We start from the raw sequence: 14,668 nt of genomic DNA, 5'->3' as shown, positions 1-14,668 counted from the left end.
TCTCCTTTGGTGTTCATTATTCAGCAGGGTGTGCAGGTGTGACAGGTGCATCACCACCCCATTCAGGATAGCCAGCGGCTGGCACTTTAACGATGTCCATACCCGCAAGTTCAGCGCCTTCCCGGATGCGCAGCATACCTGCCATTTTAAGCAGAAGTGACACAACATATCCCGGCACAAAGCCCAGCAGGAAGAAGACGATCGCGCCAACAATTTGCCCGATTAGGGAAATCGTCGGGACTTCGCCTGCGGCGCCTTGCAATGCGGGGTAACCTGAACCCCAGATGCCCAGCATGACAACGCCGTAAAGGCCAATCGTGCCGTGCACAGTGACCGCGCCAACAGCATCGTCGATACCGCGTTTTTCCAGCCAGTCGGCACAGGGCTTCAGGATAATCCCTGCCGAGAAGGCGATGATGAACGCCAGCGCAGGGAAGTAGATATCCAACCCAGACGCTGTCGAAATGATCCCGGCAAGTGCGCCAGACATCATCCAGAACGGATCACGCGTAAACAACCACGCACCGATGATCCCACCAGCGACAGCCATCAGGATGTTGAAGGACAGGGCCGACAACGTGATTGGCGTCCCGTAAATAGTCGAAGGTTTGTCAGCGAACCATGACCACGCTTCGCCCGGAACGATGACGCAAGCCATCAAGAAGCCCCAGAACCCTACGATGATCAGCATCAAGCCCGTCACAGTCAGTGGCATATTGTGCCCCGGAATGTGGTTCGCAGACCCGTCCGCGTTGAACTTGCCAATACGTGGCCCAAGGTTGATCAGCACGCCAAGCGCAAAGAACCCGGCCACAGCGTGGACAAGGCCAGCAGCACCAAAATCGTGCACGCCCCATTTTGTGACCAACCAGCCATCTGCGTGCCAGCCCCAAGCGGCCGCAACCACCCAAGCAAAAGACCCAAGCACAACGGCCAGAATGATAAAGCCAACAGTTTGGATCCGCTCGATCACAGCTCCGGACATGATGGAGGCGGTCGTTGCAGCAAACAACGCAAAGGCACCAAAGAACACGCCAGATGCTTGGTCAGCAATGTTTGGCCCCATGTATTGGGCGCTTTCGCCCCAACCCCAAGCAATAGCGTTCGCATATTCCACACCAGAAATCCCGGCGGGCCCCGCGGCACCCGGCAAACCAGTGGGGAAGCCCCAATAGATCCACCAACCGAAGAAATAGAACGTTGGAATCATAAAGGCGAAGGCCAGGATGTTTTTGACCCCGGATGACAAGACGTTCTTAAGGCGCGATGCCCCCATCTCGTACGCCAAAAAGCCCGCATGAATGATGATCATCAGCGGGATTGTCAGATAGTAAAATGTCTCAGCGAACATGGTATTGGTGACGGCTGCGCCACCTGCCGCCGCCTCTAACTCTGCCACTTTGGCGACGAGTTCAGCCAGTTGTTCTTCCACGGTTTGTACCCCCACGTAGAATTTCGTTTCAGTCGTTTCAGTGCCCACGCATGGGGCCGATGACGCAAATGAAACATAAAACGTCGAAACCGCCTAGCAAATTTTGCCCTCAAAGAAAAAAAGTTTCCTGATGGTTGAGTTTTGGAATTTTGGTGATAGCGTTTAGCAGGAAAACTGGTCCAAGAGATCAGCACCGAGTCGGGAGCGTAAATATGTGCGGAATCGTTGGTCTTTTTCTGAAAGACAAATCCTTAGAACCTAAGTTAGGCGAGATGCTGACGGCGATGTTGATTACTATGACTGACCGCGGGCCGGACAGCGCTGGCATCGCGATTTATGGTGGTGAATCAAGTGGTCGGACCAAAATGACCGTTCAGTCAGACACGCCCGATACCGCGTTTGCGGGACTGGAAACTGTGCTTAGCGACGCGGCGGGCGGCAGTGTCTCCATGACAACCAAAAGCACGCACGCCATTCTTGATATCCCTGCCGGATCAACCGCAAAAGTGCGCGCGGCTTTGGATGATTTAAACATTCGCGTGATGAGCCGGGGCGACAGCCTTGAGATATACAAAGAAGTCGGTCTGCCAAAAAAAGTAGCGGCCCAATTTGATCTTGCTGCAATGTCGGGCACCCATGGTATCGGGCATACACGTATGGCAACGGAATCTGCCGTGACCACAATGGGCGCGCACCCTTTCAATACCGGCGACGACCAATGTCTTGTGCACAACGGCTCACTTTCCAACCACAACTCGTTGCGCCGCAAATTGCGTCGTGAGGGCATCCATATCGAAACCGAAAACGACACCGAAGTTGGTGCCGCCTATTTGACATGGCAAATGCAGAATGGCGCAACCTTGGGCGAAGCCCTCACCAGCAGCCTTGATGATCTTGATGGGTTTTTCACTTTTGTTGTCGGGACCAAAGACGGCTTTGGCGTCGTACGTGACCCAATTGCCTGTAAACCTGCCGTCATGGCCGAAACCGATCAATATGTGGCGTTTGGTTCCGAATACCGCGCCTTAGTTGATCTGCCGGGCATCGAAAATGCGCGCGTTTGGGAACCAGAACCCGCAACGGTCTATTTCTGGAGCCACAACGACACTCCTTCAGCCACAGAGAAAGCGGCCTGATGCAAACAATCGACCTTTCAGAAGTCGGCTTGCGTGACATGAACAAAATGTTGCACGCACAAACCGAAACAACCAACCAAACCGCATGGGAAATTGTGAATCCAAAAGGTGCGCATGCGATCGCCTGTGGCTTGGATTCCCCAATCGAAGTGACCGTCAAAGGTTCAACCGGCTATTATTGCGCCGGGATGAACCAGCAAGCGACTGTGAATATTCATGGCTCGGCGGGTCCGGGCACCGGCGAAAACATCATGTCAGGTAAAATCGTCATCGAAGGTGACGCTAGCCAATACCTTGGGGCAACCGGGCACGGTGGGCTGATCGTCGTTAAAGGCAACGCATCCTCGCGGTGCGGCATTTCGATGAAGGGCGTGAACATCGTCGTTCAGGGCAACATCGGACACATGTCCGCTTTTATGGGGCAATCAGGCAATCTGGTGGTTTGTGGTGATGCCGGCGATGCCCTTGGTGACAGCTGCTATGAGGCACAGTTTTTTGTACGCGGCACCGTCAAAAGCCTTGGCGCGGATTGCGAGAAAAAAGAGATGCGCGCAGAGCATTTGACGCTTTTGCAGGACCTTTTAAACGAAGCCGAAATAGATGCCCAACCAAGCGAATTCACCCGCTACGGATCGGCGCGTACTCTTTACAACTTCGACGTCGACAATGCCGGCGCGTATTAAGGACACCCTGTAAATGAACAAAAATGATCCACAGGGTATTCCCCACACCACGCCGCGCCAATCCGCGACCTTTACCCAAGATGTAAACAGCGACATCCGGCGCGCCGCAGCGACAGGCATCTATGACATTCGCGGAGGCGGTGCCAAACGCAAGGTTCCGTCATTTGACGATCTGTTGTTCATGGGCGCGTCAATCTCGCGCTATCCGCTCGAAGGGTATCGCGAAAAATGCGAGACCTCTGTGACCATCGGGGGGCTGCACGCTGAAAACCCGATTGAATTGGATATCCCCATCACCATTGCGGGCATGTCATTTGGTGCGCTGTCTGGGCCTGCCAAAGAGGCGTTGGGGCGTGGCGCATCGGCGGCTGGCACGTCGACGACTACAGGTGACGGGGGCATGACACCCGAAGAGCGTGGGCATTCCGACAAGTTGGTCTATCAGTACCTTCCATCGCGCTACGGCATGAACCCGGATGATTTGCGCAAGGCTGACGCGATTGAAATCGTGGTGGGCCAAGGCGCCAAACCCGGCGGCGGTGGTATGCTGTTGGGTCAAAAAATCTCGGATCGCGTAGCCGAAATGCGCAATTTACCCAAAGGGATCGACCAACGCTCGGCCTGCCGTCACCCAGATTGGACCGGCCCGGACGACCTTGAGATCAAGATTCTTGAGCTACGCGAGATCACGGGCTGGAAGGTTCCGATCTATGTGAAAGTTGCGGGCGCGCGCCCTTACTATGACACAACGCTTGCGATCAAAGCCGGTGCAGATGCGGTTGTTCTGGATGGCATGCAAGGTGGCACCGCTGCCACGCAAGATGTCTTTATCGAACATGTCGGCCAACCGACGCTCGCCATTGTGCGCCCCGCTGTGCAGGCGTTGCAGGATCTTGGCATGCACCGCAAAGTCCAGCTGATCTTGTCCGGTGGCATTCGCTCTGGTGCGGATGTCGCCAAGGCGATGGCGCTTGGCGCGGACGCCGTTGCGATCGGCACTGCGGCGTTGATTGCCCTTGGAGACAACGATCCAAAGTGGGAATCCGAGTACAATGCTCTTGGCACGACTGCGGGTGCATACGATGATTGGCACGAAGGCAAAGACCCCGCAGGCATTACAACGCAAGACCCTGAGCTGATGGCGCGGTTCGACCCCGTCGAGGGTGGCCGTCGCCTGCGAAACTATCTCAAGGTGATGACGCTCGAGGCGCAAACGATCGCGCGCGCGTGTGGCAAAAACCACCTTCACAATCTTGAACCCGAGGACCTTGTGGCCCTGACAATGGAGGCCGCCGCCATGGCGAAAGTGCCTTTGGCGGGCACCGACTGGTACCCCGGCAAACCCAACACATCTTTTTAACCAACACGAGGGCGCGGCTGCATGCAGACCGCGCCCCATTTCTTAGACGACAGGGAAACAAATCGATGGCTACAGACCTCGCAAAATTCGCCGAAGACAATGGCGTGAAATACTTCATGATTTCGTTCACAGACCTGTTTGGCGGGCAACGCGCCAAGCTGGTTCCGGCACGCGCCATTGCCGATATGCAAGAGGACGGCGCTGGCTTTGCCGGATTCGCGACTTGGCTTGATCTGACGCCCGCGCACCCCGACATGCTGGCCGTGCCCGACCCAGAGGCCGTGATCATCCTGCCATGGAACAAGGAAATCGCGTGGGTGCCGGGCAACTGCGTCATGGAAGGCGAAGACGTCGCCCAAGCGCCACGCAATGTACTGCGCCGCCTGATCAACGAAGCCACCGCCGAAGGCATGCATGTCAAAACCGGGATCGAAGCCGAGTTCTTTTTGCTCACCCCTGCGGGTGATCAAATCTCGGACGCATTCGATACGGCGGCCAAGCCGTGCTATGATCAACAGGCCTTTATGCGCCGCCTCGATGTGATCCGCGAAATCTCGGATCACATGTTGGAACTGGGTTGGAACCCGTACCAAAACGACCACGAGGACGCGAACGGTCAGTGGGAAATGAATTGGGATTTCGATGACGCGTTGAAAACCGCAGACAAGCATTCTTTCTTTAAGTTCATGACCAAATGCGTCGCAGAAAAACACGGATATCGCGCGACCTTTATGCCCAAGCCAATCGAAGGACTGACCGGCAATGGCTGCCACGCGCATATCTCGGTTTGGGATGCACCCGGTGCGGCGTCCAAAACCAACGTGTTTGCGGGCGAAGGCGAAGGCCAAACCGGCGAGTTGGGCCTGTCTGAACGCGGCAAGCACTTCCTTGGTGGCATCATGAAACACGCCAGCGCACTGGCCGCGATCACCAACCCAACAGTGAACAGCTACAAGCGGATCAATGCACCGCGCACGACGTCGGGGGCCACATGGGCGCCCAACACTGTGACCTGGACAGGTAATAACCGCACACATATGGTGCGCGTTCCCGGCCCCGGCCGGTTCGAATTGCGCCTGCCAGATGGCGCGGCCAACCCCTATCTGTTGCAAGCAGTGATCATCGCGGCGGGCCTGTCTGGCATCCGTTCCAAAGCGGACCCCGGCAAACGCCACGACATCGACATGTATGCCGAAGGTCACAAGGTCAAAGGCGCACCCAAGCTGCCGTTGAACATGTTGGATGCTTTGCGCGAATACGACAAAGACAAAGGCCTCAAAGCTGCAATGGGCGAAGAATTCTCAGCCGCCTACCTTAAGATGAAGCACGAGGAATGGAACGATTATGCGTCGCATTTCTCGGATTGGGAAAAGGCCAATACTCTGGATATTTAAAGACTTGCCTGCGCGGTGTGATCATCGCGCAGGCAACCTGCTTTGGCTTATGACAGCCAGCCAAAACGGCGCACGATGGACGCATACCACAACAGTGCAATTGCGACGAGGATCGACAGTGCCATGCTTGGCACCACGCCGACAATGCTGAGGGTAAAGACCCCCATCAAAAGAACCCCTGCGCCTGATAGAATAAACACCGGCACGGCCACGCGTTTGCGCAGCAGCAGCAAAATGCACCCGACAGCACCACCAAAGACACCAATCGCAAAACCCGCTGTCGCCCAATCTGGGCGACCATTGATGATCGCCTGATAGACAGGTGGCATCTGCGCAACCGCTTCGGGATTGGCTTGTGTGACGTAGTTCAGGCACCCCATAAGGTTCCAAAACAAGCCCAGGGCCGCGACAACCCAGAAACTGAAATGTGGTTTTATGTCATTCATACTCAACACCCTCTTAAGTAATGACCATACACATATCGCAGCTTTCCTAAAAAGAAAATTTGTTGACTTGTAGGGATATTTTTGTGCATTCTGAAAATCGATTTTTCCAACTAAAGGCTGCACAATGACAAAGAGAATCGCTGTTCTAGGGGCAGGTCCATCAGGTTTGGCACAACTGCGTGCATTCCAATCTGCGGCAGCCAAAGGCGCCGATATTCCAGAGGTCGTGTGCTTTGAGAAACAAGCGAACTGGGGCGGCCTTTGGAATTACACATGGCGCACCGGATTAGATCAATACGGCGAACCGGTCCACGGTTCCATGTATCGGTATCTTTGGTCCAATGGACCCAAAGAAGGTCTGGAATTCGCTGATTACAGCTTTGAAGAACACTTTGGTAAGCAGATCGCATCTTATCCACCACGGGCGGTTCTGTTCGATTATATTCAAGGTCGTGTCGAAAAGGCTGGAGTACGGGACTGGATCCGGTTCGAAACAGCAGTGCGCTGGGTTGAAAAGACCGACAACGGCTTCAACGTAACCGTTTGCGATCTTCCTAACGATCGCACCTACACCGAACAATTCGACCACGTGATCGTGGCAACCGGACACTTCAGCACGCCTAACGTGCCTCACTTTGACGGGTTTGAATCCTTCAAAGGGCGCGTTCTGCACGCACATGATTTCCGCGATGCCATGGAGTTCGCCGACAAAGACGTTTTGATCGTTGGTACATCCTATTCCGCCGAAGACATTGGATCCCAGCTGTGGAAATACGGCGCAAAAAGCATCACTGTCAGCCACCGCACCGCAGCCATGGGATATGACTGGCCCGACAACTGGAAAGAAGTGCCCCTGCTGACAAAAGTCGAAGGCAACACGGCACATTTCAAAGACGGCACAACCAAAGACATTGACGCGGTGATCCTGTGCACGGGCTACAAGCACCACTTCCCGTTCCTGCCGGACAGCCTGCGCCTGAGAACACCAAACGTCCTCGCGTCCGATGATCTTTACAAAGGGACAACCTATGTACACGAGCCGGACCTGTTTTATCTGGGGATGCAGGACCAGTGGTTCACCTTCAACATGTTCGACGCACAAGCCTGGTGGGTACGGGACGTGATCTTAGACCGGATCGCCCTACCCGATCACGCTACAATGGTTGCTGATGTGGAAGCACGCCAAACAGCCGAAGCCGCGATTGAGGATGACTATGCCAGCATCTGGTTCCAAGGTGACTACACCAAAGAGCTGATCGACGAAACGGACTACCCCAGCTTTGATGTTGAAGGCGCGTGTCAGGCATTCAAAGCATGGAAGGGCCACAAAAAGGCGGGCATCATGACCTTCCGCAACAACTCTTATACGTCAGTGATCACCGGCACGATGGCTCCGGTGCATCACACGCCGTGGAAAGATGCGCTCGATGACAGTCTTGAGGTGTACCTGGAAAACTAAGGTTGCTTACTTGGGCAAGGTGACCCTCAGGAACACATAAGTTTCTGACAACGCAGCTTTGTCCTTAAGCGAAACGCCAATCTCTTGGCCTCCAGCCCGAAACGTTTGGAGGTCATAAAAATCGGGGTGATTGACGTTCAAATCTGTCGTCACGACAGCCCCGTCCCCTAAACATTGCGTCACCGCTTCGACAAGCCCTTCAAAGGCCTCAGAAGCTGCTGACGCGCGGTAGGTGAATGACCAACCACAATGCAGCTGTGTCCCGCCATCTAGCATCAGAGACCGCGTACAGCGCACTACACTTGCGGATCCCGGCAGAGCCAGCGAGATATTGTCTGACCGTGCGCTTAGGGTTTGGATGGTTTCGCAAAACACGCTCGCCGTGGCCGATCCTGCAAAGATAGACATAGCAAAAAAGACCACCGCACGCGCGATCATCGAGCTTCTGCCAAGTCATCTTCCCAATCTGGTACGTCGTTGACCAGAACCGCTGCGACCCGCTCAAAAGCACTGTTCAGTTTGTCCACGTGGGCACCGCAATGCCCTTGTTCGGCCAACGCCTGGCGCATGCAAAACAGCCAGTTTTTGGCGTCTTCGGGTCGGATGGGCACATGGGCATGCATCAACTTCACATCCATATGCCCGTGTTTTTCTTTGTAGTAGGATCGACCGCCCATAAATCCGCTCAGAAAGTTGAACTGCTCAACGCGACCATGTGCAATCCCGTGACCGCGCGCATGAAGACGCCGTAGGTTCGACCCTTCCGGAAGCGTTTCGATTAGATCATAGAATGTTTCGACAAGATCACGCAGCTTCTGTTCGCCGCCGATGTCGTCAAGCATGCTCACTGCACGACCAGTTCTTGTCCTTCGACCACGTCGAATGGCGTAGGTGGAGTTATCTTACTGACCCAGAACCACTGCCCCGCATATTCCATGACAAGCCAGCCTTCCCATTCCGTGTCGCTCGCCCAGATGCTTTGGTATTCTTCCCCTTCAACACGCCAGCTGCCGCGGGCAGAACGCGCACCTTCTTGGGCATAAATCGTGCTGCCATCGGCATCAAAATACTGGCGGTAGGCATTTCCCTCCCACGTCCCAACGGCAGTATTACCGGTGAGTAGGGTCGCAATCTCATCCGCGCTCAACTTGACCGACTGAGCGTCAGCCGCCCCTGCCAAAACAGCCAATGTCAGCGCAAATCGGATCATGACCGGGGGCGTTCCTTTTTGGGGTCAAACGCAGCCAATGTTTCAGCCACCTTTGCAGGCAAGCGCATTTGATGACCGTCAAGTTTGCCGATCTCCACCTCGGTCCCGACATCTGCATGCGCCACATCAATGCGCGCCAACGCGATGTTCTTTTTTAACAGCGGCGAGCGCATAGAGGACGTAACCTCGCCGATCTGCGCGCGTCCGATATGGATGCAATCGCCGTGGCCCACATCAACGTTGCTGTCGATCTCAAGCCCTACCAATTTGCGCATCGGATGTTCCTTGCGCCGGATCAATGCGTCCCGGCCAACAAAGTCGTCGGTCTTGGATTTCAACGGGCAAGTAAAGCCAATGCCAGCCTCAAACGGATCCGTCTGATCTGTGAAATCGTAGCCAGCAAAGATCAAGCCCGCCTCAATCCGCACCATATCAAGGGCCTCAAGACCCATTGGGGTTAACCCATGATCCTGCCCGACACCCCAAATCGCATCGAAAATTTCGGCGCAATCTTTGGGGTGGCAAAAAACTTCGTACCCCAATTCGCCCGTATAACCGGTGCGACTGATGACAAAGGGCGTGCCCGCTTCGTTGTGCAAGCGCGCAGGTGTAAAGCGGAACCAATCAAGCTGATCGAACTCGGGGTTATGTGGCGCAGTCCACACGATCTTGCGCAACAAATCCCGGCTTTCGGGGCCTTGCACGGCAACGTTGTGCATTTGATCCGTGGATGAACGCACCAGCACCTTCAGCCCATTTTTCTCGGCCAGTTCGCGTAGCCATTCGCCGCCGTAATCCGCACCACCGATCCAACGGAAATTGTCTTTGCCCAAACGGAACACCGTGCCGTCATCAATCATTCCGCCGTGTTCATAACACATCGCCGTATAGACAACGCCGCCGACGGGCAGGGTCTTCATGTTTCGGGTAAAGGCATATTGGCACAGCGCCTCGGCATCGGGGCCGGTAATTTCAAATTTGCGCAAAGGCGACAGATCAAGGATTACGGCCTTTTCCCGACACGCATGGTATTCTGCGATGGGCCCGGCGGCTGCGAAACAGCTTGCCAACCAATAGCCGTTGTATTCGATAAAATTGCGCGTGTGTTTGGCAAAGCTGTCGTGGAAACCTGTTTGCTTGGTCATCTTAGCCTCTGAGTCCGGTGTCGCGCGAATTGCGACGGCCTTTTGAAAGGTTTCTTTGCCGCTATAGGTGCGGATGTGAATGTCAGTGGGGTTCCAGCCATTGGCGGCTGTTGTGTCATCGGGGCAAGCGCTGGATACGCACACAATGTCCGTAAGCGCGCGCAGCAGAACGTAGTCGCCCGGACGGCTCCATGGTTCGTCCGCATACATGACACCATGATCGTCCAAAAACGTGTTGAAGAAAAAGTTGATGGCCATCCAACCGGGCCGCGCAGTTACATTGAACTTTTCCAGTGCGGTGTTGAAATTTTCCGAACAATTCACATGCCCCGGGTACCCAATATCGTCGTAGTATTTCGCCGAACAGGCCAGCGCAAAGGCGTCATGCCGCCCGCATGTGTCTTGTACCACTTCGACAAGCGGCAGCATTTCCTGATCGTAGTATTTCGCGTGCAATCCCGGCATCGGATAGGCATGCCCCATCAGGGTTCGCGTGGTGGTGACATCCAGCGCGTGTTCTATCCCCTTGTCCAGCTTGCGTGCCGAAAAGCATTCAAAATCAGTGCACTGACGCCCATCAACATCCAAAATTTGAATGTAATCGCCAGCTTTTACAAAATACGCCTCTGCCGTTTGGCTATGGACGCGCAAGTCCGTCAATGGGTCGGCCAACGGGTCTGGCAACGCAAAACGAACCTGTGTTTTTAACGTCGCCCTTTTGATCATCACGGTCAGAGACGTGGCGGTGTCTTGGACCTCAAAATCCATCGCCGCTGCGGGTGCGGCAATGATCACTGTTCCAGATCGGGTCACGGAAAAGGCCGTCTCGGTCTTGGCTGGAGTCGTGCTTTCGAACAGATGCACAGCGGGTGCTGCACCCAAATCGATGCCGCGTGCATCAAGCCCCATACGCAACCCGCGCAAAGACCGATTGTTTGACGTCACCAACGCCTGCAACCCATTTGCATTGCCAGACGCGCTTGCACCAATGATCCCGGCATCGCTTTTGCCCTTTTCATCAACAACAACGACTTCACAATGCTGCCCGCCTTCATCATTGATGATGGTCAGCTGATCACCGGTTTCGATCGGGATCAAAACCGCGCCTTGCCCTTCGACAACATAGCGCTCAGTACCCGGAGGCATCGAAAAGACCTGTGGCTTGATGATCGAGCTGGCTTTTGGCGGCCCGGGGCGTACATTGGGATATTCGTCGAGCACTATGTTCTCCCCTCGGCCGTGTTGCATGAACGGAATAAATGTTTAATCATAAGAATACAGACCTCGGGCATTTCAGCAAACAAATTCGGACGTCATGAGCAATCATCAGATCACTTTTATCGGTTGGATCCTGTTTGTGATCTCGGCGCTTGGATTTTGCATCGCATCCATTGGCAGTTTCTGGGCTATGTTTGGCTCTGTCTTCTTTTTGATCGCATGTCTGGTGTTCATGATCCCCTTCTTTCGGAACGACCCGTGAACGCGCTCGCTTTGGGCCTTGTGGCTGCATTGTGTTGGGGATTTCACGATGTCTGCGCCCGATTTCTAAGCCAGAAGACCGCTGTCAGTGCCTGCATTTTTACAGTCCTGCTTACAGGGTTGGTGTTTCACACAGGCCTGACCGTCGCCACTGGCACGTTGCAAACGATGCCTGCCCCCGCAGTCTTTCGCGCGCTCGCGGCAGGTTTCTTTTTTGTGGTGGCGACGTTTGGGCTTTATTATGCGTTTCAACGCGGGCCGGTGCGCCTTGTCGCACCTTTGATTGCTGCCTATCCGATTCTGTCTGTCAGTTGGGCTGCATTTCAGGGTGTTCCCGTTTCTGGTCTGCAATGGCTTGCTGTGATTGCGATTGTTGTCGGTGTGTCAGCCGTCGCCATTCTGTCAGACAACAGCGCGGAAAAAGACCCGCCGATTGGGCCAACAATCCTATTTGCAGTGATCGCCGCCATCGCCTTTGCCTGCACATTTGCGTTGGGCCAAAGTGCAGCCGCCCTTAGCCATGACATGCCCAGCACCCTTGTGACTCGTCTGGTTTCATTCGCACTGGTCGTGGGGATCGTTGCGATCCTGAAACTGCCGATTTGGCCGGGGAAACAAGCGCTGCCGTGGCTGTTGGCGATGGGCATTGCGGACGGCATTGCCTTGATGTGTGTTCTGTCCGCTGGTGCCCTGCCCAATGCTAAATACGCGGCTGTTTCATCCTCATTATTTGGAATGCTGACAATCGTGTTGGCGTGGATGTTCCTAAAGGAGCGGATGACCTTGCCTCAATGGGCCGGGTGTGCCGTCGCCTTTGCCGGGGTCGGCTATCTGGCGCTTTAGGGTCAGGCCGTCCACCCAGCCTCTTTTTGGCGTGCATGCGCACGAATGGCATTGCGCATCAAAATAGCGACAGTGACAGGGCCGACGCCACCGGGCACTGGTGTGATCCAACCGGCCAGTTCCTTGGCACCTTCGGTATCGACGTCGCCTACCAGCTTGGTTGTGCCATCGTCTGCGATGATTTGATTGATCCCGATATCAATGACAACAGCGCCTGGTTTTATCATATCCGGGCCGATCAGATGCGCCTTGCCGACGGCCACAATAACAACATCTGCGCGCCGCGAATGCATCGCAACTGAACGTGTCATGTGGTGACAAACCGTAACCGTCGCGCCTTCGGCCATGAGCATCATCGCAGCCGGTTTTCCGACGATTTCGGAATGGCCAACCATGACCACTTCCAGCCCTTCCATATCCAATCCGGTTTCGCGGATCAGCTCGACAGCAGCGGCAGCAGTGCACGGCGCCATCGCGACGTCGTTGTAAACAATGTTCCCGATCGAAGCCGGGTTCATGCCTTCGACATCTTTCAAAGGGTGAATCGCAGATTGCAGCGAACGGATATTCAAATGCTCAGGGACCGGGCGCTGCAGGATAACACCCAGAACTTCAGGATCATCATTCATCTGTTGGATCAGCGATTTACATTCTTCCTGAGTGATTTCTCCGCCCCAGAGTTGTTGATCGAAAGGCAGGTTCGCCTTTTGCGCGGCGCGGGCTTGGTTGCGCACGTACACGGCCACTTCGGGCACATCGCCAATGGACACAGATACCAGTTTGCCAACGTGACCAACCGCCTTCACATAGGTGTTTACGTCGCTAAGGATACGATCTTTGACCGGCCCACCTTTGAGGTAACGCGGGTCATCTTGGTGATCTTTCATGCCGTCAGTCCCTTGGGTTCGGCCAAGCCATTGGCACGACAGCACGCGGTAACGGTATTTGCCAACAGGCACGCAATCGTCATCGGGCCAACACCACCGGGCACGGGTGTGATGGCACCCGCAACGTCCGCGCAACTGGCATAATCGCAATCGCCCACAAGCCGCGTTTTACCTTCGCCTTTTTCGGGGGCGTCGATCCGATTGATGCCCACATCAATCACAGTTGCACCCGGTTTGATCCATGCCCCAGTCACCATCTGAGGGCGACCCACCGCAGCCACAACAATGTCCGCGGCCCGTGTGATTGCCTGAATGTCCTTGGTGCGCGAATGCGCGATGGTCACCGTGCAGCTGTCACCCAGCAGCAATTGCGCCATCGGTTTGCCCACAATGTTCGAACGTCCGACAACAACTGCATTCAATCCAGACAATGACCCATGATGATCGCGCAGCATCATCAAACATCCCAAAGGCGTGCATGGGACCATCGATTTTTGCCCCGTACCCAAAAGCCCAACGTTCGAGATGTGGAACCCATCAACATCCTTGGCCGGATCAATGGAATTGATCACAAGGTCTTCGTTCAGATGCTCTGGCAACGGCAATTGCACCAGAATGCCGTGAATTGTCGGGTCAGTGTTGAGCCGATCAATTAAGTCCAGCAAATCCACTTCGGACGTGTCCGCATCCAACTTATGTTCGACACTGTTCATGCCAACTTCGACCGTCATTTTGCCCTTCGAACGCACATAGACTTGCGATGCAGGATCCTCCCCGACCAGCACAACGGCCAACCCCGGCGTTAATCCGTGGTCCTCCTTCAACTTGGTCACATGTTCAGCAACTTGGCCGCGCACCTTGGCGGCAAAGGCTTTTCCGTCAATCACGGTTGCAGGCATGCTAGGTTCTTTCTTTTCGCGTATGATGTTGGTGGGCACAGCGCCAACTGTGCCCAAAGGTCATAGAACGAGGCCTTAAAACAGCCCTTCGATTTGTCCTGCGTCGTTGAGGTGGATGCTTTCGGCTGAGGGCACGCGGGGCAGGCCCGGCATCGTCATGATCTCTCCGCAAACCGCCACGATGAACCCGGCGCCCGCTGACAGGCGCACTTCGCGCACGGGCACAGTAAAGCCTGTGGGCGCGCCGCGTTGTGTTGGGTCGGTTGAGAACGAGTACTGCGTTTTTGCCATACAG

16 protein-coding genes are annotated in these 14,668 nt (G+C 55.0%); 7 read left to right on the top strand and 9 right to left on the bottom strand.

All coding sequences use genetic code 11. From position 1 onward, the window contains the following. Window positions 1–16: 16 nt before the first annotated feature. On the bottom strand, window positions 17–1,432 hold the full coding sequence (locus ABJF76_RS12255; RefSeq protein WP_413820534.1) for an ammonium transporter: 1,416 nt from the start codon (window positions 1,430–1,432) through the stop codon (window positions 17–19). Window positions 1,433–1,644: 212 nt separating this feature from the next. Between ABJF76_RS12255 and ABJF76_RS12250 the strand changes: the two genes are divergently transcribed. The 4 genes from ABJF76_RS12250 to glnT all read left to right on the top strand — a co-directional run bounded on the left by ABJF76_RS12250 (window position 1,645) and on the right by glnT (window position 6,005). Continuing rightward, a complete protein-coding gene (locus ABJF76_RS12250; protein ID WP_413820507.1) occupies window positions 1,645–2,568 on the top strand; it encodes a class II glutamine amidotransferase in 924 nt (307 codons plus the stop codon). Next, entirely contained in the window at window positions 2,568–3,251 is a 684-nt protein-coding gene (locus tag ABJF76_RS12245) for a protein GlxC (protein WP_413820506.1), read from the top strand. Before ABJF76_RS12250 ends, ABJF76_RS12245 begins: the two co-directional genes overlap by 1 nt. Before the next feature lie 13 nt (window positions 3,252–3,264). Beyond that, window positions 3,265–4,611, top strand: a complete 1,347-nt coding sequence (locus ABJF76_RS12240) for an FMN-binding glutamate synthase family protein (protein ID WP_413820505.1) — start codon at window positions 3,265–3,267, stop codon at window positions 4,609–4,611. A gap of 65 nt (window positions 4,612–4,676) precedes the next feature. Next, complete coding sequence (glnT, locus tag ABJF76_RS12235) at window positions 4,677–6,005, top strand: type III glutamate--ammonia ligase (RefSeq protein WP_413820504.1); 1,329 nt, start codon at window positions 4,677–4,679, stop codon at window positions 6,003–6,005. A 47-nt stretch (window positions 6,006–6,052) separates the two neighbouring features. On the opposite strand, the gene ABJF76_RS12230 is transcribed toward glnT, so the two are convergent. Next, entirely contained in the window at window positions 6,053–6,451 is a 399-nt protein-coding gene (locus tag ABJF76_RS12230) for a hypothetical protein (RefSeq protein ID WP_413820503.1), read from the bottom strand. Between the two features lie 124 nt (window positions 6,452–6,575). Between ABJF76_RS12230 and ABJF76_RS12225 the strand changes: the two genes are divergently transcribed. After that, window positions 6,576–7,910 (top strand): NAD(P)-binding domain-containing protein, encoded by a 1,335-nt coding sequence (locus tag ABJF76_RS12225; RefSeq protein ID WP_413820502.1) that lies wholly within the window; start codon window positions 6,576–6,578, stop codon window positions 7,908–7,910. Window positions 7,911–7,916: 6 nt separating this feature from the next. On the opposite strand, the gene ABJF76_RS12220 is transcribed toward ABJF76_RS12225, so the two are convergent. The 4 genes from ABJF76_RS12220 to ABJF76_RS12205 are packed head-to-tail and all read right to left on the bottom strand — an operon-like array spanning window position 7,917 to window position 11,486. Further along, window positions 7,917–8,348 carry a hypothetical protein gene (locus ABJF76_RS12220; protein ID WP_413820501.1) on the bottom strand — a complete coding sequence of 144 codons (432 nt, stop codon included), beginning with the start codon at window positions 8,346–8,348 and terminating at the stop codon, window positions 7,917–7,919. After that, window positions 8,345–8,752 (bottom strand): group II truncated hemoglobin, encoded by a 408-nt coding sequence (locus tag ABJF76_RS12215; RefSeq protein WP_413820500.1) that lies wholly within the window; start codon window positions 8,750–8,752, stop codon window positions 8,345–8,347. Before ABJF76_RS12215 ends, ABJF76_RS12220 begins: the two co-directional genes overlap by 4 nt. A 2-nt stretch (window positions 8,753–8,754) precedes the next feature. After that, window positions 8,755–9,120 (bottom strand): hypothetical protein, encoded by a 366-nt coding sequence (locus ABJF76_RS12210; RefSeq protein WP_413820499.1) that lies wholly within the window; start codon window positions 9,118–9,120, stop codon window positions 8,755–8,757. Further along, the gene (locus tag ABJF76_RS12205) at window positions 9,117–11,486 is read right to left on the bottom strand and encodes a DUF1989 domain-containing protein (protein ID WP_413820498.1); all 2,370 of its coding nucleotides are present in this window, start codon (window positions 11,484–11,486) and stop codon (window positions 9,117–9,119) included. The genes ABJF76_RS12210 and ABJF76_RS12205 overlap by 4 nt, the downstream gene beginning before the upstream one ends. A gap of 94 nt (window positions 11,487–11,580) precedes the next feature. Here ABJF76_RS12205 and ABJF76_RS12200 point away from each other — a divergent pair, with 94 nt between their 5' ends. Then, window positions 11,581–11,745, top strand: coding sequence for a cytochrome oxidase subunit III (locus ABJF76_RS12200; RefSeq protein WP_413820497.1), 165 nt, complete (start codon window positions 11,581–11,583; stop codon window positions 11,743–11,745). Then, window positions 11,742–12,587, top strand: coding sequence for an EamA family transporter (locus tag ABJF76_RS12195; protein ID WP_413820496.1), 846 nt, complete (start codon window positions 11,742–11,744; stop codon window positions 12,585–12,587). Before ABJF76_RS12200 ends, ABJF76_RS12195 begins: the two co-directional genes overlap by 4 nt. A gap of 2 nt (window positions 12,588–12,589) precedes the next feature. On the opposite strand, the gene ABJF76_RS12190 is transcribed toward ABJF76_RS12195, so the two are convergent. The 3 genes from ABJF76_RS12190 to ABJF76_RS12180 all read right to left on the bottom strand — a co-directional run. Next, window positions 12,590–13,474: a bifunctional 5,10-methylenetetrahydrofolate dehydrogenase/5,10-methenyltetrahydrofolate cyclohydrolase gene (locus tag ABJF76_RS12190; protein WP_413820495.1), complete on the bottom strand. Its 885-nt coding sequence runs from the start codon at window positions 13,472–13,474 to the stop codon at window positions 12,590–12,592. After that, entirely contained in the window at window positions 13,471–14,373 is a 903-nt protein-coding gene (folD, locus tag ABJF76_RS12185; protein WP_413820494.1) for a bifunctional methylenetetrahydrofolate dehydrogenase/methenyltetrahydrofolate cyclohydrolase FolD, read from the bottom strand. Before folD ends, ABJF76_RS12190 begins: the two co-directional genes overlap by 4 nt. A 75-nt stretch (window positions 14,374–14,448) precedes the next feature. Beyond that, on the bottom strand, window positions 14,449–14,668 hold a 220-nt coding region (locus ABJF76_RS12180), incomplete at its 5' end, for a formate--tetrahydrofolate ligase (protein WP_413820493.1).

This window comes from Tateyamaria sp., assembly GCF_039940735.1.
Taxonomy (GTDB): Bacteria; Pseudomonadota; Alphaproteobacteria; order Rhodobacterales; family Rhodobacteraceae; genus Tateyamaria.
Note: the sequence above shows the minus strand (reverse complement) of the source record. Positions and strands in the feature narration are given on the sequence as shown.